Here is a 23,281-nt window from a genome sequence, read left to right on the forward strand (position 1 = left end):
GAAGGAGTTGGCATGGCGATGACCGATCTCGTCCTCGAAGGCGGAGGGGCGAAGCTGCCGGGCCTGGTCGGCGCGGTCGAGTCCCTCGCCGACGCAGGCTACGACTTCCACCGGATCGCCGGCACCTCGGCCGGAGCCATCGTCGGTGCGCTGACCGCGGCGGGGATCGCCCCGCAGACGCTTGAGCAGAAGGTCCTCGAACAGGATTTCACTGAGTTCGAGGACCTTCCTCCTGTCTTCCACCTCGTCCCCTGGCTGGGTCGAGTACAGGGACTGCTGCTGCACAAGGGAATGTATGTGGGAGAGGCGCTCCATGACTTCCTCGCCTCGGCATTGGCCGATCAGGGGGTGCGCACGTGGGGTCACCTCAAACTCGACGATCCGGGCAGCGCGATCCCACCTGAGCGGTCATATCGGCTCGTCGTCATCGTCTCCGATGTCTCCCGCGGCCGCATGCTCCGCCTGCCCTGGGACTACGAAGAGGCCCTCGGTGTCGATGCGGACAGCCAGTCCGTCGCCGAGGCGGTATGCGCCTCAGCGGCCAGTCCGTTCTTCTTCCGTCCGCGAGCCCTGCCTGCCCGGCCGGACATTGCCGGTGGAAACTCCGTGCTCGGCGCCGACGGCGGACTGCTCTCGAACTTCCCCGTCGACGTCTTCGACCGCAAAGACGCAAAGCCTGCGCGGTGGCCGACCTTCGGTGTCATGCTCTCCGCCCGGCAGACAGCGGCCGCCGAATGGCGGCCCAACGCGACAACCTTCCAGTACGCGAAGTCCCTGGTGTCGACGATGCTCAATGCGCACGACCGGCGACACATCGATGACCCCTCGGTAACCGAGCGGACGGTGTTCGTCGACACGACCGGCCATAGCAGCACGGACTTCGCTCTCACTGACGATGACAAACTCGACCTCATCTCGTCGGGCCGAATGGCCGGAGAGAAGTTTCTGGCCCAGTGGCACTGGCAGGAGTGGAAGGACCGTTTTGACCGGAAATGATCCTGACCCCCATGGCCTGCGACCGAACGACGTGTCAGAATGAGGGCCCGACCCTGATTGCGAGTGAAGGAGAGATCATGAGCGAGTTCGACGCGGATGCAGCAGACCGGCTGGAAGACGACCCCATCCTCGATGATCCCGAGCTCGACGAACCTACGGCCGATGAGTTGGATGATCCCGAACTCAGCGCCGCCGAGGCCGAGGCCGACCAGGTCGACGCCGACTCCGACATCGATTCAGACATCGATGACGAACCCGGCGAAGCCCCCGTCGAACCCGGTGCGGAGGGGCCCGAAGGGACCGGCATCGAAGGCGCCGACGATGTGCTCGTCGACGACACCGGCTGGGAAGACGAGAACGAGGCCCCCGACCTCTCGGACGAGTTCAACACCGATCAGTCGCCCGCAGCGGAACAGGGAAACCGCGTCGGCGACGAGATGGTCTCCGACGGCGATGACGACTTCGAGGTCGCCGAGCTCGATGGCGACGACCTCAATGTCGATGCCCTGGCCGATGACGGGACCGAGCAGGTCTCGGTCATCGACGGCATGCCCGAAGTCATCGATGACTCATATCAGGAGGACTGAGCTCCACCCCCTCCGTCCGCGGCAGGCTCACATGTGTGAGGACTGAAGGGGAAAGGAGTCGCCCATGCCACCCGGATCCCCGCGTCGCCGATCGACGTCCACTGCGAGCACGAACTTCGAACTCCCCCACGTCGGCACAGGACGCCCCGTCCACCGCCTCGGCATCATCGCCACGGTCGCCACCTTCGGCGGTCTGCTCTTCGGCTATGACACCGGTGTCGTCAACGGAGCTCTCGAACCTCTGAGCGAGGACTTCGGCCTGACCGCCCTGAGCGAAGGCCTCGTCGTCGCTTCCCTCATGGTCGGTGCCGCATTCGGTGCGGTCTTCGGCGGTCGAGTCGCCGATGCCTGGGGCCGGCGCAAGACGATCCTGCTCCTGGCCGGAGTCTTCATCATCGGCACCCTCGGCTGCGTGCTCGCGCCCGGGGCGGAGTTCCTCATCGGCGCCCGCTTCGTCCTCGGACTCGCAGTCGGCGGCGCCTCGGCGACTGTGCCCGTCTATCTCGGTGAGATCGCTCCGTCGGAGAAGCGCGGCAGCTATGTCACCCGCAATGAGCTCATGATCGTCGGCGGTCAGCTTGCGGCGTTCGTCATCAACGCCATGATCTTCAACTTCTTCGGGCATGTCGACTCGATCTGGCGGTGGATGCTGCTTGTTGCCCTCGTGCCGGCGATCGCCCTCCTCGTGGGCATGATCTTCCAGCCCGAGAGCCCGCGCTGGCTGATCTCGCAGGGGCGCACCGAGGAAGCTCTGGCCGTGCTTAAGCAGGTCCGCTCCCCCGAACGTGCCGAAGCCGAGATCGACGAGGTCACCCACCTCGCCGCCGAGGTTGCGAAGGAAGCCACAGGCGGACTCTCCGACCTCGGCACCCGCTGGGTGCTGCGTCTGGTCATCATCGGTGCCGGACTCGGCTTCTTCCAGCAGCTCACCGGGATCAACTCGGTCATGTACTACGGAACTCAGCTGCTCACGAGCGCGGGCCTGGATTCCGGTGTCGCCATCATCGGCAATATCGCCAACGGCGTGTTCTCCCTGGCCGGCATCTCCTTGGGCATGTACCTGCTCAACAAGCTGCCGCGCCGGGTCATGTTCCTCACCGGCTACGCCCTTATCGCGGTCTTCCATACGCTCATCGCCCTGACTGCGGTCATCGTGCCGCCCGGACCGGCACAGGCGTGGACGGTGCTCGCCTTCCTCGTCCTCTTCGTCTTCTCCATGCAGGGAACGGTCGGCCCGCTGACCTGGCTGATGCTCTCGGAGATCTTCCCGATGAAGATCCGCAGCTTCGCCATGGGCATCTGCGTGTTCGTGCTGTGGATCATGAACGCCATCGTCGCGCAGTTCTTCCCGCCGCTCATCGAGGCCCTGGGCATGACGGCGACTTTCGGCATGTTCGCCGGCCTCGCCGTGATCGCCTTCGTCTTCCTGGCGCTGATGCTGCCGGAGACGAAGGACAAGGACCTCGCGGAGTTCGAACGCGAATTCAAAGCCGAGTACGGACGCAGATAAGGAGCCTCCATGTCAGTCGCCGTCGCCGTCGCCGTCACCGACAGTCCCGAGGGCCGGTTCGCCCTCGAAGCGGCCGTCGCCGAGGCGCAGAACCTCGGCACCGGGCTGCTGCTCATCAACCTCACCCTCCATGACTTCACCGAGGATGAGATCCCCTCCGGACTCGAGGTCACCGTCATCAATCGGTCCGGCCGCGGTGATCGCGACCCGGTCACCGCCGTCATCGACGAACTGGGCGATCACTCGGAGGTCGATCGTCTCGTCCTCGGTGTCCGCGCCCGCTCGCGCGTGGGCAAGATGATCCTCGGGTCGGTCGCGCAGCGGCTCATCCTGCGCTCCCCCGTTCCTGTGCTCACCGTCCGCCGGGACGCGACCGGACGCTGACTCGGTCCAGTTCGGTGAAGGCCCGGTACGGCAGCACGTTCTCCGCCTGTGAGGGGCGGTCGTCGGCGAGCACCTGCAGAGTACTCAGCGCCCCCGACATCGCCGCGCGATAGAGCAGCGATCCGGTGCTGATCCTGGCCACCCCCGCCTCGGCGAGGTCCGACTTCGAATACCGCGGGCTGGCCAGGACATTGACGGGAACCCGCCGACGGCTGGTGATCGTCTCGATCGTCGCAAGATCGAGGTCGCCGGGGACGAAGATCCCATCGGCTCCGGCATCGACGTAGGCATCGATGCGGGCCAGAACCTCGCCGAGGTTGTCCTGGCCGATCCAGAACGTGTCGATTCGGGCGTTGACGAACAGGGCGGGGAACGCCTCCTTGATCGCCGTCACTTTCGCAGACAGGACTCCGGGTTCGCTCATCCGACCCTGTCGCGAGTCCTGGATGTTGATGCCGTCGACGAGGAGGCCGCCCGTGCCGTCGGCGATTGCGAAGTTCTCGCGCACGATCTCGACGACGAACTCGGGGCCGTCTCCGTAGCCGTCTTCGAAGTCGCAGGTCAGAGGGTGGTTCGGAAGGGCGGTACGGAGGGCGGCGGCGAGGTTCACGGACCCGGCCAAAGTCGCCCGGTCTTCATCGGCGGCGCCGATGCCGGCGGCGACACCGAGACTCGTGGTGCCCACGGCACGGTGCCCCGCCTCGGCGAACAATCGAGCGCCGGCCACGTCCCACGCACACGGCAGGATGAACGGGTCGCCGGGGACGTGCAGGCTGCGGAAGGTCGTTGCGGTGTCGGTGGGCTCGGTCATCGTCGGTCTCCGTTGGTCGATGGCGGATTGTTCGCTGGCGGTCAGAGATGATCTCGCTGTGCGCTGAGCACCCAGTCGAGGCGGTCGCGTCCGTCCGCGGTGATCGTCAGGGCTCGCGAGTGCGGGCGTCGCAGAATCCACCCGCGGTCGAAGAAGGTGCGGCAGATGTCATCGCCGAGGCGACCGCCGAGGTGGGAGCGGCGCTCTGTCCAGTCGAGGCACCGGCGCACAAGGGGCCGCGACGAGGTCGTCGGTCGGCCGACATCGAGTCCGAATGCCTCGGCGAGCCCGGCCCTCCCGGATTCGGTGATGGTGAGTGACGGATCGATCCATTCTCGCTGCACCAGTGCGGAGAAGAGCTGAGTTCCGAACCGGCCCGCGATGTGTCGGTAGCAGGTGCGGGCTTCGATGAGCTGACGGTCACGGGTCTTCGCGGCCAGCGACGGTGCTGCGGTCATCGATCCGCCGGCCAGAGCTCCGGTGTGCTCCAACCAGTCGGCTGCGTCGGTCGAGGCGATCTGCACATAGCGGTGTCGCCCCTCCCGTCGCTCGGCGAGAATATCGTGGTCGATGAGGACGTTGACGTGTTCGGACAGAGACGACATCGGAATCGACAGGGCACGGGAGAGCTCGGTGAGCGTCCAGGCACGACCGTCGAGGAGGCTGGCACAGATCATCACGCGCCTCGGGTCGGCGATGGCCGACGCTAGAGCGGCGATGTTCGGTGCGGACTCCGGGAATCTCCTCGTCATGCCACCATCGTAGGGCTGTGTCGTTTCGGTGCTGCCCGAAATGTCGCGGCTGCGCGCTGTCGAGGCGAGCCCGGCACCGCGGTGCTCATGGCCTAGGCTTGAGGGCGGGAGTTTTCGTCCGAGGTGAAGGGGCATGCGTGGCCGATACGACAGAGGGCACCGAGGCGGCCGACCGCCTCGAATCCGCGCTCACCGGCAGAATCGATCCCGACACTCTCGATGAGATCGCCGGTCTGGCCAGGCTGGTCCCGCGCGCAGAGATCGCCCGCCTCGTCCACACCTCGACCCCGCTGCAGTCGGCGATGCTCTTCCGCGTGCTGACGAAGGAGGAAGCCCTCGACGTCTTCGAGGACCTGCCTCCGGCGTACCAAGCCGAACTCATCGGCAATCTCCGCGAGCCCGAGGTCGCCGATATCGTCGAGGGCCTCGACCCCGATGATCGTGCCGAACTCTTCGGCGAGCTGCCTGCGAGCGTGGCCAGTCGCCTGATGAAGGGACTGGCCCCGGACGAGCGGTCGATGACGTCCGCGGTGCTCGGCTACCCGAAGTCCGCGATCGGTCGGTACATGTCTCCGGAGGTCCTCGGCATCCACGAGGAGTGGACGGCCGCCCAGGCCATGGAGGTCGTGCGCGCCCGCATCGACGGCCCCGAGACCGTCTACCTGCTGCCCGTCGTCGGTCCCGGCCGGGTGCTGCGCGGAGTGGTGTCGCTGCGCAATCTGCTGGCCGCCGACGAGGACACGATCATCGAGGACATGGTTCGTGATTCGCTGAGCACTCATGCGCTGACGGATCGCGAGGAAGCCTCGCGTGAATTCCTCTCCCACCGGCTCATCGCGATGCCGGTGACCGATCAGGAGGAGCGGCTCGTCGGCATCCTCACCATGGACGACGTCCTCGACATCGTCGACGAGGAGGACGCGGAGGACCTCGCCCGCGGGTCCGGTACGGAACCGCTGGATCGCTCCTACCTGTCCTCGACGATCATGCGTCTGGTCAGGAGCCGCATCGTGTGGCTGCTCGTCCTCGCCGTATCAGCGATCCTCACCGTCCAGGTCCTCGAAGTCTATGAGGACCGACTCGATCAGGTCGTCGTCCTCGCGCTTTTCATTCCGCTGCTCACCGGCACGGGCGGCAACACCGGCAACCAAGCGGCCACCACCGTCACCCGCGCCCTGGCCGTCGGTGAGGTGCGCGTCCGCGATCTCGGACGAGTGATCTGGAGGGAGCTGCGCGTGGGCGCGGTACTCGGCTCCGTGCTCGGCACTTTGGGCTTCGTCGTCGCCGCACTCGTCTACGGGTGGGCGATCGGACTGGTCATCGGACTGACGCTGCTGTCGGTGTGCATCATGGCCGCGACGGTGGGCGGTCTGATGCCGATCATCGCGAAGAAGGTCGGGGCGGATCCGGCAGTGTTCTCCAACCCGTTCATCTCCACGTTCTGCGACGCCACGGGCCTCATCCTCTACTTCACGATCGCCACGACGGTGCTCGGCCTGAGCTGATGACCCCTGTTGGGCAGCGGCCTCAGCCCGACCATGCCTCCCACAGCTCGGCGTAGCGGCCGCCCGCACCGACGAGTTCGGCATGGGTGCCTTCCTCGACGACCTTTCCATGTTCCATGACGAGGATCCGGTCGGCCTTCTCCGCTTGGCTGAGCCGGTGGGCGACGATGAGCGCGCCACGGCCGGCAAGGGCCGCCTCGGCGGAGGATTCGAGGACATGGGCTCCGGCCGAATCCGCCTCGGCGGTGGCTTCGTCGAGGATCGCGAAGTCCGGGTCGGCGAGCACCAGGCGGGCGAGCGCGATCGTCTGCTCCTGGACCGCGGACAGGCGGACCCCGCCCTCCCCGATCTGCGTGTCGAGGCCGTTCGGCAGAGATGTCACCCACCCGGCGCCGACCTCGTCCAAAGCCTGCCGCACATCGTCGTCGCTCGCGTCCGGACGCGGCAGGGTGATGTTGTCGCGCAGGCTGCCGGAGAAGGTGTGCACCTCCTGCGCGACCATGGCGATATGCCGGCGCAGCGCGGATTCGTCCATCGATCCCACGTCCACCCCGTTCGCCGAGGCGGCCCCGCCATCCGTGAGACGTGCCCGTCCGTGACCGGGGGCTGACAGTCCCGCGGCGATCTTCGCCAGCGTCGTCTTCCCGGCGCCGGTGGTGCCGACGACGGCGATGTGCTCGCCCGGCGCGATGCTCAGGTTCACCCCGCGCAGCACGTGATTGTCCGTCTCCGGGTCCGTGTCGTAGGAGAACCACAGGTCCTCGAGCACGAGCCGCGGGGCGGCGGGTGCGTCTTGGGTCGAGCGCTTCGGCGCGGTTCGAGCTTCGTCGATGACTCCGACCATGCGGGTCAGGGAGGCGCCGGCCGATTGGACCTGGTCGAAGAGTCCGACGAGGGCGCCGATGGGGTTGAAGAGGCGGTGGAAGACCAGGGCGGCCGTGGTCACGGCTCCGGCGGTGGACTCCCCGAACCAGACGAGGACGAAGCCGGCGGCCAGCAGCAGGGAGAGGACGACCGCCTCGGCACGGTTGTTGCGGCCGAAGGCCCGAGTGACGAACCGGAAGACGTCGATCGACAGGTCGCGGGCGTGCGCGGAGGCGGAGTCGATGCGACGCATCTCCCCGGCCTCGGCACGATAGGCGCGCAGGGTCGCACTACCGGTGAGTCCGCCGAGCAGGCGCCCGGCACGCCTGCCGAAAGCCGCGCGTTCTTCCTTGTAGATGGGTTCTGATCGGGGCAGATACCAGCGCAGGGTGAGCCAGTACATCGGCACGGCGACGAGCCCGGTGAGACCGAGACGCCAGTCGATGGCGGCCAGGCCGAATGCGGAGACCACGACGACGAGAAGTGATTCGACGACGAGCGGCAGCACTTGGCCGGCGGCCTCGCCGATCTTTCGCGAGTCGTCAGCGACGCGGGAGACGAGGTCGCCGGTGCCGGTGCGTTCGATCCGCTGGGACTCGAGAGTCAGGGCTGAGTCGACGACCTCGGTGCGCAGTTCGGCGACGACGGGCATCGCGATGCGCGCGAGTGCCCAGGCGCCGATCCATGTGCCGGCGGCCATGACGATTCCGGCGATCGCGACGGCGATGGCGCAGACCCACACGAGTTCGGCGCCGGCGCCGGAGGGGAGTTCGTCGACGAGACGGCCGATCGCCCACGGCGCGACGAGGCCGGCACCGGCATTGGCCAGTCCTGCGACGACGAGGAGGACGATCCAGCCGGCTCGGCGGCGCAGCAGCGGGGCCAGGTGGGCGAAGGAGCGACGCCGCGAGGCGATCGTCAGGGTGGTGTTCATCGGTGCCGTCATCGGGTCACCGCATCTCGGTAGGCTTCCGCGCTGTCGGTGTCTGTCTCGAGGAGGTCGGCATGACGGCCCACGAGCAGGCAGCCGGACGTCGGGCGATAGACGACGGTATCGGCGGCGGCGAGGAAGGCTGGCGAGGAGGTGAGGATGATCGTGGCCTGTTCTCGCGTCCGGCGGCGCAGTCGGCAGAGTCCCTGGGCGATCCTCGCTTCGGTGACGGCGTCGACGGCGGTGGTGGGTTCGACGAGGACGAGGATCTCGGGATCGGCGTGGAGCGCACGAGCCAATGCGACGCGCTGCCGCTGACCGCCGGAGAGGTTCCCGCCGAGTTCCTGGATCCGGTAGTCGAGCCCTCCGTCGACGAGGTCGAGCAGCTCGTCGACTCCCGAGGCGGTGAGCGCCTCGGTCGAGATCGGCGGGTGGTCGTCTGCGTCCGTGCGGTCGTCGGTGTCTGAACTGTCGTCGGTGTCTGTACGGTCGTCGGCGACGACCATCGTGATGTTCGATCCGATGGTGCCTTCGAACAGGTCGACATCGTGGGGCGCGACGAGCATCCGGGCGGGGCCGAGGTTCCGGGCGTGGGAGGTCAGCTCGGCCAGCAGCATGGCTGCGTCCTCCGCGTCGTCGGAGACGATGCAGGTCAGCGCTCCCCCGGCGGTGGTGAGTTCCCGGGACTCGGCGGTCGTCGGCCATCCGGTGATGGTGATTCCGGATTCGGTGGTTGTGACGCTCGGGCGAGGGTCGGCGGAATCACGGGTGGTGGGGGCCGCCTCGGCGATGGTGTCCGTCGTATCACCGGCGCCTGCTTCAGCATCGATGCTGGTCAGCAGGCGGGCGATCCGTTCGGCGGCGCCGTGGGATTGGGCGAAGAGGCCGACGATGTCGGCGAGTGCGCGCATGGGCTCGGTGAGGAAGGCGGTCATGCCGAGGATGCCGATGAGGGCGCCGACGCTCATCTGTCCGTCGATGAGGCGCAGGCCCGCGACGATGAGGACGACCGCCAGCACCACGGACATGACGAGCGCACCGAGACCGGCCAGGCGTCCGGTCCTCTCACCTGTGGCGACGCCGGCTTCGGCGGCCGCATCGGAGGTCGTGCGGTAACGCCGCACCGCCCACGGCTCCCCGCCCATTGCCTTGATCACGCGCAGTCCGTGCATGAGGTCGGAGGCCGAGCGTCCCGCCGAGGCGACGGCGTCGAGCTGCGCGGCTGCCCGCGCCGAGACGGACCGGCCGGGCAGGGCGACGATGATCAGGCCGATGGGCACGGCGACGAGGACGACGAGTCCCGTCACGGGATCGGCGATGAGGAGGAAGACCGCGGCGGTGATCATGCCCAGCACCGAGGCGATCCCGCGGCCGGCCTGTTGGAAGGCGGTGGCCGCGGTGTCGGCATCGGCGGACGCAATGGACAGGACCTCGCCCGAGGTGCGGTCGGCCGGAAGGCTTGGGGCGGTCAGTGCCGCGTGTGTGATCTCGACGCGCAGGGCGTGGGCTTCGTGCTCGCGGGCGGTGTTGCACAGTCGTGCGCCGAATCGGTAGCCGAGGCTGAGCACGGTGAAGAGGAGTCCGAGGCCGATGATCGAGATGATGAGAGCCGGGATCGACAACGGGATGATCGCCCGGTCGACGATGATGCCGATCGCCACCGGCACGAGCGCTTCGCAGACCTGCCAGATCGACAGTGCCCCGGCTCCACCGAGCAGGGGACGGATGCGCCGACGAGCGGCTCGGCGCAGCATCTGCGCACCGGTTTCAGGGGTCTTCGGCACGAAGGCTACCCTAACAAATTCGGTGATGCGGTGGCGGCTCGGCTGGACAGCTGATTGCCAGGGCGGAATTCTAGGATGGCCTCATGACTTCTCCGATCGATTTCGGCATTCCCGATCTCACAGGGCGCACGGTCCTCATCACCGGCGCGAACAGCGGACTCGGCCGGGTGACTGCCCGGGTTCTCGCGGGTAGAGGTGCCCATGTCGTCCTGGCCGTGCGCAACCGTGCGAAGGGTGAGGCCGCCGCAGCGACGATGCCGGGCAGCACCGAGGTGCGCGACCTCGACCTCGCCGACCTGTCATCGGTGCGCGACTTCGCTGCGGACTTCACAGATCCGGTCGATCTGCTCATCAACAATGCGGGGATCATGATCCCGCCCCTGTACCGGACCGTCGACGGATTCGAATCGCAGTTCGGAACGAACCACCTCGGGCATTTCGCCCTGACGAATCTGCTGCTTCCGCAGGTGCGTGAGCGCATCGTCGCCGTCTCCTCCATCGCCCACCGGTTCGGCACGATCGATTTCGACGACCTTCAGTGGAAGAGGCGACCGTATCGGCCGATGGCCGCCTATGGTCAGTCGAAGCTGGCGAACCTGCTCTTCACCGACGAACTCCAGCGTCGGCTGTCCGAGCGCTCATCCTCGGTGATCGCGACGGCCGCCCATCCGGGTTTGGCGGCGACGAACCTCTTCAACTCCAGCGACGACAACTCTTTGGACGCTCGAGTCAGCCGTGCGTTCACCCGGGTGGTCGCTCAGAGCGAGCAGGGCGGGGCACGGCCGATCCTCTGTGCCGCTGTCGCCGAGCTGCCCGGTGGCAGCTACATCGGCCCGACCGGTCCGTTCGAGATCCGCGGGAAGCCGGGGTTCGCTTCCCGTTCGTCGAAGTCCACCGACACCGAGGTGGCCCGCCGACTATGGGCGGTGTCCGAAGAGCTGACCGGGGTCGCTTTCCCGGAACTGTGAGGGGCGCCGTCGGGTGATGGCGACGGATCAGCGGAAGGCCTGCTGGCCGGTGATGTGGCGGCCGAGGATGAGGGTGTGGACCTCGTCGGTGCCTTCGTAGGTGCGCACGGATTCGAGGTTGTTCGCGTGCCGCAGCGGTGAGTATTCGAGCGTGATGCCGTTGCCGCCGAGCATGGTCCTGGCTTCCCGGCAGATGGCGATGGCTTCGCGGCAGTTGTTCAGCTTGCCGACGGAGATCTGCACGGGATCGAGGGTCCCGGCGTCCTTGAGTCGCCCGGTCTGGATGGCCAGGAGGGTGCCCTTCTGGATCTCGAGTGCCATGTTCACCAGCTTCTCCTGAGTGATCTGGTAGGCGGTGAGCGGCTTGTCGAACTGGAGACGGTTCTGTGCGTAGTCGAGGGCGACTTCGAAGGAGTCGCGTGCGGCCCCCATGGCGCCCCACATGATTCCGTACCGGGCCTCATTGAGGCAGGAGAACGGCCCCTTCAGTCCCGTGACCTCGGGCAGGACCGCCTCGGCGGGCAATTTCACGTCCTCAAGGTCGATATCGCACTGGATGGAGGCCCGCATCGACAGCTTCTGCGTGATCGGGGTGGCGGTGAATCCGGGGGTGTCGGTGGGCACGAGGAAGCCGCGGATGCCGTCGTCGGTGGCCGCCCAGATGACGGCGATATCGGCGATCGAGGCCAGACCGATCCAGCGTTTGGCGCCGTTGAGCGTCCAGGAGCCGTCAGCGCCCTGGGTGGCAGCTGTGGCCATCGAGGCGGGGTCGGATCCGGCGGTGGGTTCGGTCAGTCCGAAGCAGCCGATGATCTCTCCGGCGGCCATTCCGGGCAGGTAGCGGTTCTTCTGCTCCTCGGAGCCGAATTTGTGGATGGCCGACATCGCCAGCGATCCCTGCACGGAGACGAAGGTGCGCAGTCCCGAATCGCCGGCTTCGAGTTCGAGAGCGGCGAGACCGTATTCGACGGCTGAACGTCCCAGGCAGCCATAGCCCTGCAGGTGCATGCCGAGGAGGCCGAGCTCGCCCATCTCGGCCACGATCTCGGTCGGGAAGATCGCGCCTTCGTACCAGTCGGCGATGTTCGGCCGGATCCGCTCGTCGACGAAGGTCCGGACCTTCGCGCGCAGGGTCAGCTCTTCGTCGGTGAGGAGCCCGGCGAGGTCGAGCAGGTCGGAAGGGTCGGTGTTGGCGGCGGTGGTGGCTGGGGTGTCTGAGGTGACGGCAGTCATGGGGTCTCCTTGGGCATCGAGTTCGTCTTCAACAGTGCCATCGGAATTACTCAGAGTCCAAGAGGTAATATTAAGGTGATTAAGCGTATATTCTTATCAATCTGGGCAGTGGGGATACGACATGGAGTTCAGGCAGGTCACAGCGTTTCTCGCCGTCGCCGAGGAGCTGCATTTCGGGCGGGCTGCGGAGCGTCTGCACATCGCGCAGCCCGCGCTCAGCCAGATGATCCGCGCGCTCGAGCGAGACCTCGACGTCGATCTGTTCGAGCGGACGACCCGGCGGGTCCGGCTGACGCCGGCAGGCGAGGCGATGCTCGAACCCGCTGTGGCGATCGGGACCCAGGTGGACGGCGCTCGGCGCATCGCCCGAGCCGCGCAGCAGGGTCTGGCGGGCCGGGTGCGCATCGGGTTCGGCGGCACGAGCGGCTACTCCATCCTCTCCAGGCTGGCCCGCGAGGCCGGTGAGCGGCACCCGGGCATCAGCCTCGACCTGCAGCCGCAGATGTACTGCGGGGAGGCCGCGATCGCCCTGCGCGACGGGGAGACTGATCTCGCGATCATCAGCCCGCCGGTGCCGGCCGGAGTCGAGGTCCACGTCATCCGGCAGGAGAGCGTCATGATCGCCATGCCCTCGGGGCATGAGCTGGCCGAGCGTGAGTCGGTGAGCATGGGCGAACTCGCCGGTCAGCCGTTCATCTCCTATGCCCCGTCGCACGGATCTCAGGTCAGAGAGGTGATGATGCGGCTGGCCGATGACGCCGGTTTCCTGCCGCAGGTCGTTCAGGAGGCACCGGATCCCTACAGTCTTCTGGCGCTCGTCGGCGCGCAGGTCGGCATGGCCGTCGTCGTCGAGTCCTCGGATCACATCCGCATCGACGGAGTGCGCTATGTCCGCCTCGCCGAGGGCGGGGATTCGTTCACTCTCGCCCTCGGCTGGCGCCGGAACAACCCGTCCGAAGCACTGGCCCGGGTACTCGACATCGTCCGAACCATCTTCCCCTCCCCAATTGCTACCCGACGGGGGCCCAGCAACCTGGCGCGAGGTTGCTGAGCCGCCGTCAGGTGCCTGGGAGCGCGCAGTCGCGGCGGAATCGGTGAGAGACTGGGGATATGGCTGACCCAACCCGTATCGCTGTGATCGGAGACGTCGGTGGTCATTTCGAACCGCTCGTCCATCTCCTGGGAGAGCTCGGCGTGCGGTTCGGAGCCGAGATCGATTGGCCGGACGACCTCCATGTCATCCAAGTCGGCGACCTGGTCCACCGAGGCCCGGCCTCCGCTGAAGTCGTCGGCCTCGTCGCCGGTCTTCTGGAACGGGGTGTGTGGACTCAGATCGTGGGCAATCATGAACAGCTCTACGTCGACCGCCCGGTTTTCGGATGGAACGAAGTCATCGAGGAGACCGCCCAGGAGCAGCTACGGGGCTGGTGGGCAGATGGTCGCCTCCAAGCGGCAGCAGCTGTCACCGACGGCTCAGGCGAGGAGTGGCTGATCACTCATGCCGGCCTGACGGCTGGATTCTGGCGACAGGGGCTCGGAGCCCCCGACAGTGCCGAGGCGACGTTGGCGGCGCTGAAGGAGGCAGCCGCCGATAGCGCGCTCTGGCATCCCGGGACGATGCTGCTCGGCGTCGATGACGATAATGCCGGCCCAGTGTGGGCGGCCGCGAGGACAGAGGTCTACCCATCCTGGCCGCGGCTCGAGGCCGAGCTGCCGTTCAATCAGATTCACGGCCATTCGAGTGCCTTCGATTGGAACCGCAGCCAGTGGTCGGCCGAGTCCTGGATCCAACCGCAGATCAGACTCGACCTCAATCACCGCCACGCAACTTTCGAACACACTGGCCGGCGAATCGTCGGAATCGACCCCTGCCATCTCGCCGAGGCGGCCCCGGTCTTCGCACCGTTCGTCCTCCACGGAGCAACGATCAGCTGAGAACCCGGCACTGGAGAATACCCTCCGTGCTACCTGACGGTGGCCCAGCAACCTGGCGCCAGGTTGCTGGGCCCCCGTCAGGTAGCAATTACCAGGAGATGACTTGGGGGACGCTGACGTGCTTGAGGCCCTCGAGACCGAATTCGAGACCGAAGCCGGACTTCTTCACCCCACCGAAGGGCACTCGGGGGTCGACGGCGCCGTGTTTGTTGATCCACGTGGTCCCCGCCTCGAGACGGGCCGCAACCTGTCGGCAGGCGTCGAGGTCGGTTCCCCACACCGAGGATCCGAGGCCGACTTCGAGCTCATTTGCCCACTCGATGGCCTGGTCGAGGTCGGTGTACTTGATGATCGGCAGCACCGGCCCGAACTGCTCCTCGGCCACCAGCGGGTTGTCGTTGTCGATGTCGGCGACAAGGGTCGTCGGGTAGAAGTAGCCGGGCTGTTCAGCGACGGGATCGCCGCCCATGAGCACGCGCGCTCCCCCGTCCTTGGCCGCGTCGACGAGACGAGCGACGATGTCGTATTGCTGCTTGTTCTGCAACGGTCCCAGCACGTTCTCCTCTTCCAACCCCACGCCCATCGGGGACTGTCCGGCCACCTCGACGAGAGCCTGGCACACCTGGTCGTAGAGGGATTCGGGAACATAGAGACGCTTCATCGCAGCACAGGTCTGCCCGGTATTGATGAACGCGCCCCAGAAGAGGTCGCCGGCGATCTGGGCCGGATCGGCGTCCTCGAGGACGATGCCGGCGTCATTGCCGCCGAGCTCGAGGGTGATGCGGGCGAGGTTGTCCGCGGCGGTGCGCATTATCGCCTGTCCAGTCTTCGTCGATCCGGTGAACATGATCTTGTCGACGTCTGCATGGCTGGTCAGTGCCGCGCCCACAGAACCATCACCGGGGACGACGGAGAGCACATCGGCCGGCAGCACCTGGTTGACCACTGCCACGAGCGCCTGCACCGATAGCGGTGTGTACTCCGAGGGTTTGAGGACGACCGTGTTCCCCATCTTCAGCGACGGGGCGAACTGCCAGACGGAGATCATCATCGGCCAGTTCCAGGGACCGACCGCGCCGACGACACCGACGGGCTTGTAATGGAGTTCAGCATGGGTTTCGCCGTCGTCGACGAGAACCTCTGGTTCGAGTTCGAAGGACACGTTCGCACGCAGCCAGGCCGCGCAGGCACCGACTTCGAAGCGGGCGTTGGGCCCGTTGAGGGGTTTGCCCTGTTCGCGCGAGAGCAGCTCGGCCAGCGCCTCGGCGGAGGCTTCGATGGCGTCGGCGGCTTTGCCCAGCAGCTCGCTGCGCTCCTGAGAGCTGTGCGCTGCCCATGCAGGCTGCACCCGGCGCGCGGCTGTCACCGCAGCGTCGATCTCTGCAGGCGTACCTTCGTGAGTGCGGCCGACGACCTCACCGGTGGCGGGGTCGTGGATCTCGCGTCCGGCGGGGTCGACGATGGCGGCGAGAATTCCAGCGGTAGTGGTCATTTCGGTGGCGGTTGCCTCGGCGGTCATGGTGCTCCTCTGATCGGCGACCGGATGGTCGGCGGTGGTTGGTGTGGTCATTTTCCGGCGGTGTGTACGGATATGTCAGGCGGTCGGAACGCCTCCGTCATCCAAGGCTTCCATCGGAACCGATTCCTGCATAGAGGTTCGGCGAGGACGAGCGGAGGACGATGGCCCAGATCGTGCCGACGAACCCGGGGATGAGAACGATGGCTGGCAGCATCCACGACAGGACCGTGGTGCCCTCTGCACCGATGAGAACGTTGAAGTTGATGACGATGGCGACGAAGAGGACGAAGAGTCCGATGGCTGACAAGCCCGGGGCGATCGCGCGGGTCCACAGCGAATACTCCCCCGCCTTAGTGCGCAGGAATCCGACGACGGCGAGCGCGGTCAGCGCCATGAGCAGGACGAGTCCGAAGGCACCCATGTTCGTCAGCCAGGTGAAGAGCGTGACGACAGGGAACAGCGGGTCATCGCTGCCGGAGCCGACCACGGCGAAGACGAGGATGATGACGAGTGCCAGTCCTGACTGGGTGAGGGAGCCTGCCACGGGCGCGCCGGTGCGTCGTGAGGTCCTGGCCAGCGACTGCGGAAGGACCCGGTCCCGGCCGAGGGCGAAAACGTAGCGGGCAACGATGTTGTGGAAGGCCACGAGCGCGGCCAGCAGCGAGGTGAGGAACAGCAGGTTGCCGAGGTCGACGAACCACACCGGGGCGTGTTCGCCGAGGAAGACGAACATGAGGTCGGGTCCGAATTCCTGGGAGCGGCCGATGACCTGCGAGGCTCCTTCGCCGACGACCATCGCCCAGGCGGAGAACGCATAGAACACCGCGATGATGCTCACGGCGATGACGGTGGCCCGACCGGCCGTGCGACGAGGGTCTTTGACCTCCTCGTTGTAGATGGCCCCGGATTCGAAGCCCATGAAAGCCGCGATCGAGAATGCCAGGGCCGCACCGACACCGGGAGCGAAGAGCTGGTCGAGGCCGAGCCCGTCGCCGGTGACACCTTCGGGGCTGTGGGCGAGTCCGATGACGTCGAAGACGATGACGACGAGGAACTCCGCGCCGACGATGATGCCGAGCACCTTCGCCGAGAAGTCGACCCGGAGGACTCCCATGATGCCGACGATGACCCAGGCGATGAGGGCGCAGACCCACCAGGACCACGAGATGCCGAAGAGAGTGTCGAGGAAGGAGGAGAAGACGAAGCCGAACATTCCGGCGATGCCGATCTGCATGGCGTTGTACGCGACGAGCGCGGTCATCGCCGCTCCCATTCCGGCAGGCTTGCCCAGACCTTTCGAGATGTAGGCGAAGAAGGCCCCCGCGTTGTGGACGTGGCGGCTCATCGCCGCATAGCCGATGGCGAAGAGGATGAGGATGATCCCGAGGACGACGAATGACAGCGGAATCCCCACCAGGCCGGTGACGGCGAAATTGCTGGGGACTCCGCCCGCGACAACGGTCAACGGCGCCGAGGCGGCGATGATCATGAAGACGAGCGCGGGGATTCCGATGCGGCGGGCATCGAGTGAGGCCGTGGCCGCAGGTGCGTGCCCGACGTCCGTGGAGGCCCGATCGGCGGCATTGCCGATCGGGGAACCCAGGCCGCCTTTGGCCGGGTCCGAGCTGAGAGTGCTCATGTGATCCACCTAACAGTCAGAGTGATTACTGCCAGTGTGGGTGCCGCTGCAATACCGCGTCTTGGCTTTGCAGGCAGAGTTCTTGACGATTCGCGCATCCGCGTCGGGCGCTCGGACTCAATCGGCGAGAGTGCCGGCTCAGTCGGCGTAGGCGCTGCGGCGATATCCGGCGGGCGGTTGGCCGACCGCGCTGCGGAACAGCCGGGAGAAGTGTGCGGGATCGCTCAGTCCCCAGCGGGCGCCGATGGCGGCCACCGGGGTCTGACGCTGACCGGGGTCGGCGAGGTCGAGTCGGCATTTCTCGATGCGGCGTCGTCGGATCTCTCCGGCGACGGTCTCCCCGGTGCCTTCGAAGATCTGGTGCAGGGTGCGCACCGAGATGAAGTGGGCGGCGGCGATGGTCGATGGGGTGAGCTGCGGGTCGGAGAGGTGGACATCGATGTAGTCGGTGATTTCGGCCCACAGTCGCTGCCGCTCGTCGATCTCGCCGCCGGCGGCAGAGAGCTCGTCGGCCATCACAGTGGTGAGCAGGTCGACGACGTTGCCGGCCAGCCGCACACCGGTTGCCCGGTTGAGGGTCGGCAGCATGGCCCCGGCTTGGGAGATGACCTGGGCGACGACCGCGCCGAGCTGGTGGTCGGCTCCGATCGGGGTGGCGGTGAGTTGGCCGACGGTTCCGGCGGGCAGGTTGACCCGTGACTGCGGGAACATCATGACGTAGGACGAGAAGTCCGAATCGAAGCTGAGCGTATACGGTCGGGACGTGTCGTAGATGGCCAGCGATCCGGGCTCCAGCGCCATCTCTCGTCCGTCCTGGATGAGCAGTCCGTGCCCATCGAGTTGCAGCGAGACCTTGAAGTAGTTCGCTCCGGCAGCGCAGCCGTGCTTCTCCGATCGGGCTCGGGAGATCAGCTCGGGGGTGCGCAGGACGGCATGGGGATTGGCGTTGATCTGCGACATCACCACGGAGTCGTAGTCGCGCGCGCTGATGCGATCTTGGAATCCGCCTCGGCGCTGGGGTTCCGTATCGAGCGGGACGAACGAATCCGAGACCAGGCCCTGCCAGCCGTCGAAGTCGTTCGCGGTGTCTTCAAGCAACATCGTCGTCCTCAGTTCACTCGGCCCCGACCGCTTCGCCGAAGGCCCGTTGTCCGGTCACTCTATCCCCAACCGTCGCGCCAGTCACCACCCCGAAGCCGATTACCGACCATTTGGTCACCCAGCTCCGACAAGGCCACCTCCACCCAACGTTCAACCCGACACCTGCCGGATCAGTTCGGCCGGTCGAGTCGGGCGATGACGTAGTCGAGCTGGGCCCGAAAGCCGGCGAAGTCGAATCCGCGCCCGCCGATGATCGCACTGGTCTGCGCCCCGAGCAGATACGTCAGGAGCACTTCGGTCTCGGATTCGACGTCGACCTCGGCGCGCAGATGACCGTCGGCGTCGGCCTCGCCGAGCCAGGAGACGATCCACGCCCTCCACAGCTCCATGGTCTCCGCGGTCGCGCGGGCGTGTTCGGGGTTCTGGGCCACCTCGGCGAGGTAGGACAGGACGACGCGGGCTTCGTCGTGCAGCGCGGGGGTCACCGGGAGCACCTCGTGTGCGAAGGCACGCAGAGCGTCGAGCCCGCGCAGGCCCGTCGTCGAGGTCGCGACCCTGGCGTTCGTGGCCTCAAAGACGTACAGGTAGGTGGCCGCCAGCAGGTCCGCTTTCGAACCGAAGTACGTTTTGACGACGCCATTGGCGAACCCGGCCTCGGTCGCGATATCGCGCATCGTCGCCCCGTTGAGTCCTTGGCGGACGATCAGGCGCAGCGTCGCCTGCACGAGGTCCAGTCGTCGCTGGTCATGGTCGACGATCTTGGGCATGGCTCCTCCACAGCGGTGCAGATCGGGTCTTGACTTTATTTCCTACGAGTGTAGATTTTAGCGTGACTCAGCCCACAGGCCCAGATTGCAAAGGTGCACAATGTCCTGCCATTCCTCCGCCCCCGTCGCCGAGGCGACCACCGCCACCCCCTTCACCCTGCCGACCGAGGCCGAGATCTCGACCGTCACCGCGGTGCTCCGCGCGGCCGGGCATTTCCCCGGCTCCGCACGCATGGCCTACGTCGGCCTGCTCGATCCCGTGCGCGGCACGGATCGGACCGCCGCCGAGGTGGATCGCCGTTACCGTGCCTTCATCCTCGACAAATCCGCCGGCACTGCCCGCGATATCATCGTCTCGGCCACCCGTGAGACGGTCGAATCCGTCGCCGAGGTGGACTCCACCGAAGAGGGCGAGTTCCCCGTCATGGAAGAGGAGTTCGAGGTCGTCGAAGAGGTCCTCGCCGCCGATCCGACGTGGCTGGCGAGCCTCGAGAAGCGCGGGCTGCCCGTTGCAGAGGTGCGAGTGGCGCCGTTGTCGGCCGGGGTCTTCGAATATCCGAAGGAGAAGGGACGGAGGATCCTGCGCGGGCTGGCATTCCATCAGCAGCATGAGTCGGACTCGGCGTGGGCGCATCCCATCGACGGACTCGTCGCCTATGTCGACGTCACCAACAGAACCGTCGACCAGGTCCTCGACCTCGAGAACGTTCCGGTGCCGTCCGAGCACGGGAACTACACCGACCCGGAGCTCACCGGACCTGTGCGGACCACGCAGAAGCCGATCTCGATCACGCAGCCGGAAGGGCCGAGCTTCACGGTCACCGAAGGCAACCACATCGAGTGGGAGAAGTGGTCGTTCGATGTCGGCTTCGACATGCGTGAGGGCCTCGTCCTGCACAACATCGCCTTCGATGACGGCGAGCGCCGTCGCACGATCCTCGATCGGGCGGCGATCGCCGAGATGGTCGTTCCCTATGGTGACCCCTCACCGGTGCGGTCGTGGCAGAACTATTTCGACACCGGCGAATACCTGGTCGGGCAATGGGCGAACTCGCTCGAGCTCGGGTGTGACTGCCTCGGCGATATCACCTATCTGTCGCCATGGGTGGCGAACAACCTTGGCGAACCTCGGCAGATCAAGAACGGCATCTGCATGCACGAGGAGGATGCGTCGATTCTGGCGAAGCATTCGGACCTGTGGTCAGGTGTGGCCTATACCCGGCGCAATCGGCGTCTCGTCGTCTCGTTCTTCACCACGGTCGGCAACTACGACTACGGATTCTATTGGTACCTCTACCTCGACGGCACGATCGAATTCGAGGCCAAGGCCACCGGTGTCGTCTTCACCTCTGCACTGCCGAACGGGTCGACGGATTTCGCCTCGGAGATCGCGCCCGGACTCGGTGCCCCGTTCCACCAGCATCTCTTCGGGGCTCGACTCGACTTCGCCCTCGACGGCGGCAAATGCCGAGTCGAGGAGGAGGACGTGGTGCGCCTGCCGGTCTCGCAGGACAATCCGCGCGGCAATGCCTTCAGCCGGTCCCGAACCGTTCTGGCCACCGAACTGGCTGCGCAGCGGGATGCGGATCAGGCGAAGGCGCGGACGTGGGTGGTGACGAACCCGGAGTCGACCAACCGCCTCGGCGAACCGGTCGGCTACAAACTGCACCCGACGGGCCTGCCCACGCTGCTCGCGGCCGAGGACTCCTCGATTCACCGCCGTGCCACGTTCGCGTCGAAGTCGCTGTGGGTCTCGCAGTATCAGGAGGACGAGCGCTACCCGACCGGGGACTTCCCGAATCAGCATCCCGGTCACGCGGGGCTGCCGGCGTGGACGTCGGCCGATCGCAGCGTCGATGGGGAGGACATCGTGGTCTGGCACAGCTTCGGCCTCACCCACTTCCCGCGGGTCGAGGACTGGCCGATCATGCCCGTCGACACCGTCGGCTTCAAGCTGCGGCCCGAGGGCTTCTTCGACCGCTCCCCCGTCCTCGACGTCCCCGCCCCCGAGTCCGGCTCTCCCTGCTGCGACTCCTAACCTCCCCAATTACCACCCGACGGCGGCCCAGCAACCTGGCGCCAAGTTGCTGTGCCGCCGTCGGGTAGCACGGAGAAGTCGGGTGGGACCGGAATTGACGATGCGCGCACGACCGTCGCCGACGGCTTGCCGAATCGTGCACACCTCGACCGCAGGCGTTCCTCACCGGTGACCGACGTCACTAGCCTGAGGCCATGACAACCGAGAATGAATCAGGCACCGTGGCCTCGAACACCTCAGACCACCCGGACACGTTCCCCACTGAGATCCCGGACGAGCGATTCGACTACATCGTCGTCGGCGCGGGATCGGCCGGGTGCGTGCTGACCCGTCGACTGCTCGATGCCGGAAAGAAGGTCTGCCTCGTCGAAGCCGGCGGAGACGAGACCAATCCGAACATCGACCATCTCAACAACCTCGGACTGATCTGGCATTCGCAACAGGACTGGGACTATTACACTCCCCCGCAGCCGGCCGCGATGGACCGGCGCATCCACCTCCCACGCGGCAAGGTCCTCGGCGGGTCGAATGCCCTCAACGCTGTCATCTGGGTCCGCGGCGATGCCTGGGACTACGGACAGTGGGTCGAATCCGGGTGTCCGGGATGGTCCTGGGACGAGGTCTGGCCGGTCTTCGCCGCAATCGAGAACTTCGACGGCGATGTCACCGAGAACCGAGGCACCGACGGCCCGATGGATGTGCGCGTCGACTATGCGCGCAATCCGTTGCAGGAGGACATGTTCACGGCCGCCACACAGACCGGCGTGCCCGTCAATGACGACTACAACTCCGGCTCCGTCGAAGGCATCGGAAAGATCCAGCTCAACGTCCGCGACGGCAAACGGCTCAACACGTGGCGCGCCTACCTCAAGCCCCGCCTCGGCGATGAGAATCTGACGATCCTCACCTCCGCTCACGCCCGTCGGCTTCTCCTCGACGGGACCGCGGTCACCGGTCTCGAGATTGATTTCCGCGGCCGCGTCGGCACCGTGTCCGCCGACGAGGTCGTCCTCTCCGCCGGTGCCCTGGCCTCTCCCGAGCTGCTTCTGCGATCGGGCATCGGACCCGCCGAGGAGCTTGCCGAGGTCGGCATCGACTCCGTAGTCGATCTGCCGGGAGTCGGCAAGAATCTCCAGGATCATTGGCTCTCGCCGGTCGTCTTCTCCACCGGAGATCGGGAGGCCCCGATGGGAGAGGTGGCGCCCGCCGAGGTTCACTTCTTCGCGAAGTCCCGACCGGATCTGCCGGTCCCGGACACCCAGCCGTTGTTCTTCTCCGTGCCGATGTATGCCCAGGATGCGGCGCCCGCCGCGCAGACCGGACCAGGACCCGGCGGAGCCTTCACTCTGCAGGGCGGCCTGGTTCGCCCCGAGAGCCGCGGTGAGGTGCGGCTCAGCGGCCCGAATCCGCAGGATTCCCTTGTCGTCGATCCGCAGGTGCTCTCGGAACAGGCCGATGTCGACGCCCTCGTGGCCTCGGTGAGGCAATGCCGTGAGATCGGGCGAGCCGAGGCCCTGTCGTCGTGGCAGCCCACCGAGATCCACCCCGGCCCCGAGGTGGCCGATGACGATCTCGAGGACTACGTCCGCGGGTCGGTGGTGACCTATCACCACCAGGCCGGGACCTGCCGGATGGGGACCGACGCCGAGGCGGTCGTCGACCCGGCCACGTTCGAGGTCCGGGGCGTGAGCCGGCTGCGGCTGGCCGATGCGTCGATCATGCCGCTCGTGCCGACCGGAAACACGAACGCTCCGACGATCATGATCGCCGAACGCGCCGCGGCCGCTCTCGTCGGCTCTCCCGCCGAAGGAATCACCGCACCGGCCTCCCACTGATCCCCTTTATTGCTACCCGACGGGGGCTCAGCAACCTGGCGCCAGGTTGCTGAGCCCCCGTCGGGTAGCAAGAGGCTGGTATCTTCTACTTCGTCGGCCGATCTGCAGACGAGAGGGATTGG

General features: G+C 66.6%; 19 protein-coding genes. 10 read left to right on the top strand and 9 right to left on the bottom strand.

Features of this window, described 5'->3' with window-relative positions:
* Positions 1 to 12: 12 nt before the first annotated feature.
* The 4 genes from SB749_RS14515 to SB749_RS14530 all read left to right on the top strand — a co-directional run bounded on the left by SB749_RS14515 (position 13) and on the right by SB749_RS14530 (position 3,477).
* Positions 13 to 996: a patatin-like phospholipase family protein gene (locus SB749_RS14515; protein WP_410710914.1), complete on the top strand. Its 984-nt coding sequence runs from the start codon at positions 13 to 15 to the stop codon at positions 994 to 996.
* 77 nt (positions 997 to 1,073) lie between these two features.
* Positions 1,074 to 1,583 (top strand): hypothetical protein, encoded by a 510-nt coding sequence (locus SB749_RS14520; RefSeq protein WP_410710915.1) that lies wholly within the window; start codon positions 1,074 to 1,076, stop codon positions 1,581 to 1,583.
* Between the two features lie 64 nt (positions 1,584 to 1,647).
* The gene (locus SB749_RS14525) at positions 1,648 to 3,093 is read left to right on the top strand and encodes a sugar porter family MFS transporter (protein WP_410710916.1); all 1,446 of its coding nucleotides are present in this window, start codon (positions 1,648 to 1,650) and stop codon (positions 3,091 to 3,093) included.
* 9 nt (positions 3,094 to 3,102) lie between these two features.
* Positions 3,103 to 3,477, top strand: a complete 375-nt coding sequence (locus SB749_RS14530; RefSeq protein ID WP_410710917.1) for a universal stress protein — start codon at positions 3,103 to 3,105, stop codon at positions 3,475 to 3,477.
* Here the strand turns inward: SB749_RS14530 and SB749_RS14535 are convergent.
* Both SB749_RS14535 and SB749_RS14540 read right to left on the bottom strand, forming a co-directional pair.
* The gene (locus SB749_RS14535; protein ID WP_410710918.1) at positions 3,446 to 4,288 is read right to left on the bottom strand and encodes an isocitrate lyase/phosphoenolpyruvate mutase family protein; all 843 of its coding nucleotides are present in this window, start codon (positions 4,286 to 4,288) and stop codon (positions 3,446 to 3,448) included. The two genes, SB749_RS14530 and SB749_RS14535, sit on opposite strands and share 32 nt — an antisense overlap.
* 41 nt (positions 4,289 to 4,329) lie before the next feature.
* Entirely contained in the window at positions 4,330 to 5,040 is a 711-nt protein-coding gene (locus SB749_RS14540; protein WP_410710919.1) for an ArsR/SmtB family transcription factor, read from the bottom strand.
* A 137-nt stretch (positions 5,041 to 5,177) separates the two neighbouring features.
* Between SB749_RS14540 and mgtE the strand changes: the two genes are divergently transcribed.
* Positions 5,178 to 6,545 carry a magnesium transporter gene (gene mgtE / locus SB749_RS14545; protein ID WP_410710920.1) on the top strand — a complete coding sequence of 456 codons (1,368 nt, stop codon included), beginning with the start codon at positions 5,178 to 5,180 and terminating at the stop codon, positions 6,543 to 6,545.
* A 22-nt stretch (positions 6,546 to 6,567) separates the two neighbouring features.
* Here the strand turns inward: mgtE and SB749_RS14550 are convergent, their stop codons facing one another.
* Positions 6,568 to 8,355, bottom strand: a complete 1,788-nt coding sequence (locus SB749_RS14550) for an ABC transporter ATP-binding protein (protein WP_410710921.1) — start codon at positions 8,353 to 8,355, stop codon at positions 6,568 to 6,570.
* Positions 8,352 to 10,124: an ABC transporter transmembrane domain-containing protein gene (locus SB749_RS14555; RefSeq protein WP_410710922.1), complete on the bottom strand. Its 1,773-nt coding sequence runs from the start codon at positions 10,122 to 10,124 to the stop codon at positions 8,352 to 8,354. Before SB749_RS14555 ends, SB749_RS14550 begins: the two co-directional genes overlap by 4 nt.
* 83 nt (positions 10,125 to 10,207) lie before the next feature.
* Here SB749_RS14555 and SB749_RS14560 point away from each other — a divergent pair, with 83 nt between their 5' ends.
* On the top strand, positions 10,208 to 11,092 hold the full coding sequence (locus tag SB749_RS14560; RefSeq protein WP_410710923.1) for an oxidoreductase: 885 nt from the start codon (positions 10,208 to 10,210) through the stop codon (positions 11,090 to 11,092).
* 27 nt (positions 11,093 to 11,119) lie between these two features.
* Here SB749_RS14560 and SB749_RS14565 read toward each other — a convergent pair whose 3' ends face one another.
* The gene (locus SB749_RS14565; RefSeq protein ID WP_410710924.1) at positions 11,120 to 12,325 is read right to left on the bottom strand and encodes an acyl-CoA dehydrogenase family protein; all 1,206 of its coding nucleotides are present in this window, start codon (positions 12,323 to 12,325) and stop codon (positions 11,120 to 11,122) included.
* 121 nt (positions 12,326 to 12,446) lie between these two features.
* Here SB749_RS14565 and SB749_RS14570 point away from each other — a divergent pair, with 121 nt between their 5' ends.
* Positions 12,447 to 13,376, top strand: coding sequence for a LysR family transcriptional regulator (locus tag SB749_RS14570; protein WP_410710925.1), 930 nt, complete (start codon positions 12,447 to 12,449; stop codon positions 13,374 to 13,376).
* A gap of 59 nt (positions 13,377 to 13,435) precedes the next feature.
* Positions 13,436 to 14,260, top strand: a complete 825-nt coding sequence (locus SB749_RS14575; protein ID WP_410710926.1) for a metallophosphoesterase — start codon at positions 13,436 to 13,438, stop codon at positions 14,258 to 14,260.
* Positions 14,261 to 14,348: 88 nt separating this feature from the next.
* On the opposite strand, the gene SB749_RS14580 is transcribed toward SB749_RS14575, so the two are convergent.
* From SB749_RS14580 to SB749_RS14595, 4 genes are all read right to left on the bottom strand, one after another.
* Positions 14,349 to 15,752 (bottom strand): aldehyde dehydrogenase family protein, encoded by a 1,404-nt coding sequence (locus SB749_RS14580; RefSeq protein WP_410710985.1) that lies wholly within the window; start codon positions 15,750 to 15,752, stop codon positions 14,349 to 14,351.
* A 124-nt stretch (positions 15,753 to 15,876) separates the two neighbouring features.
* Positions 15,877 to 17,268 (bottom strand): APC family permease, encoded by a 1,392-nt coding sequence (locus SB749_RS14585; RefSeq protein ID WP_410710986.1) that lies wholly within the window; start codon positions 17,266 to 17,268, stop codon positions 15,877 to 15,879.
* A gap of 288 nt (positions 17,269 to 17,556) precedes the next feature.
* Positions 17,557 to 18,519, bottom strand: a complete 963-nt coding sequence (locus tag SB749_RS14590) for a helix-turn-helix domain-containing protein (RefSeq protein WP_410710927.1) — start codon at positions 18,517 to 18,519, stop codon at positions 17,557 to 17,559.
* A 170-nt stretch (positions 18,520 to 18,689) separates the two neighbouring features.
* The gene (locus SB749_RS14595) at positions 18,690 to 19,286 is read right to left on the bottom strand and encodes a TetR/AcrR family transcriptional regulator (protein ID WP_410710928.1); all 597 of its coding nucleotides are present in this window, start codon (positions 19,284 to 19,286) and stop codon (positions 18,690 to 18,692) included.
* 100 nt (positions 19,287 to 19,386) lie between these two features.
* Here SB749_RS14595 and SB749_RS14600 point away from each other — a divergent pair, with 100 nt between their 5' ends.
* Both SB749_RS14600 and SB749_RS14605 read left to right on the top strand, forming a co-directional pair.
* Positions 19,387 to 21,324, top strand: coding sequence for a primary-amine oxidase (locus SB749_RS14600; RefSeq protein WP_410710929.1), 1,938 nt, complete (start codon positions 19,387 to 19,389; stop codon positions 21,322 to 21,324).
* A 194-nt stretch (positions 21,325 to 21,518) separates the two neighbouring features.
* Positions 21,519 to 23,159 carry a GMC family oxidoreductase gene (locus SB749_RS14605; RefSeq protein WP_410710930.1) on the top strand — a complete coding sequence of 547 codons (1,641 nt, stop codon included), beginning with the start codon at positions 21,519 to 21,521 and terminating at the stop codon, positions 23,157 to 23,159.
* The last annotated feature ends 122 nt before the right edge of the window (positions 23,160 to 23,281 follow it).

The organism is Brevibacterium sp. SIMBA_078, from assembly GCF_046534565.1.
In the GTDB taxonomy this organism is placed as follows: Bacteria; Actinomycetota; Actinomycetes; order Actinomycetales; family Brevibacteriaceae; genus Brevibacterium.

Excerpts from the sequence above, each read along its gene's own strand:
- SB749_RS14535 (WP_410710918.1), bottom strand. The coding sequence starts at position 4,288 with ATGACCGAGCCCACCGACACCGCAACGACCTTCCGCAGCCTGCACGTC.
- SB749_RS14515 (WP_410710914.1), top strand. The coding sequence starts at position 13 with ATGGCGATGACCGATCTCGTCCTCGAAGGCGGAGGGGCGAAGCTGCCG.
- SB749_RS14580 (WP_410710985.1), bottom strand. The coding sequence starts at position 15,752 with ATGACCACTACCGCTGGAATTCTCGCCGCCATCGTCGACCCCGCCGGA.
- SB749_RS14590 (WP_410710927.1), bottom strand. The coding sequence starts at position 18,519 with ATGTTGCTTGAAGACACCGCGAACGACTTCGACGGCTGGCAGGGCCTG.
- SB749_RS14530 (WP_410710917.1), top strand. The coding sequence starts at position 3,103 with ATGTCAGTCGCCGTCGCCGTCGCCGTCACCGACAGTCCCGAGGGCCGG.
- SB749_RS14565 (WP_410710924.1), bottom strand. The coding sequence starts at position 12,325 with ATGACTGCCGTCACCTCAGACACCCCAGCCACCACCGCCGCCAACACC.
- SB749_RS14525 (WP_410710916.1), top strand. The coding sequence starts at position 1,648 with ATGCCACCCGGATCCCCGCGTCGCCGATCGACGTCCACTGCGAGCACG.
- SB749_RS14600 (WP_410710929.1), top strand. The coding sequence starts at position 19,387 with ATGTCCTGCCATTCCTCCGCCCCCGTCGCCGAGGCGACCACCGCCACC.
- SB749_RS14575 (WP_410710926.1), top strand. The coding sequence starts at position 13,436 with ATGGCTGACCCAACCCGTATCGCTGTGATCGGAGACGTCGGTGGTCAT.
- SB749_RS14520 (WP_410710915.1), top strand. The coding sequence starts at position 1,074 with ATGAGCGAGTTCGACGCGGATGCAGCAGACCGGCTGGAAGACGACCCC.
- SB749_RS14560 (WP_410710923.1), top strand. The coding sequence starts at position 10,208 with ATGACTTCTCCGATCGATTTCGGCATTCCCGATCTCACAGGGCGCACG.
- SB749_RS14540 (WP_410710919.1), bottom strand. The coding sequence starts at position 5,040 with ATGACGAGGAGATTCCCGGAGTCCGCACCGAACATCGCCGCTCTAGCG.
- SB749_RS14585 (WP_410710986.1), bottom strand. The coding sequence starts at position 17,268 with ATGATCATCGCCGCCTCGGCGCCGTTGACCGTTGTCGCGGGCGGAGTC.
- SB749_RS14550 (WP_410710921.1), bottom strand. The coding sequence starts at position 8,355 with ATGACGGCACCGATGAACACCACCCTGACGATCGCCTCGCGGCGTCGC.
- SB749_RS14570 (WP_410710925.1), top strand. The coding sequence starts at position 12,447 with ATGGAGTTCAGGCAGGTCACAGCGTTTCTCGCCGTCGCCGAGGAGCTG.
- SB749_RS14605 (WP_410710930.1), top strand. The coding sequence starts at position 21,519 with ATGACAACCGAGAATGAATCAGGCACCGTGGCCTCGAACACCTCAGAC.
- SB749_RS14595 (WP_410710928.1), bottom strand. The coding sequence starts at position 19,286 with ATGCCCAAGATCGTCGACCATGACCAGCGACGACTGGACCTCGTGCAG.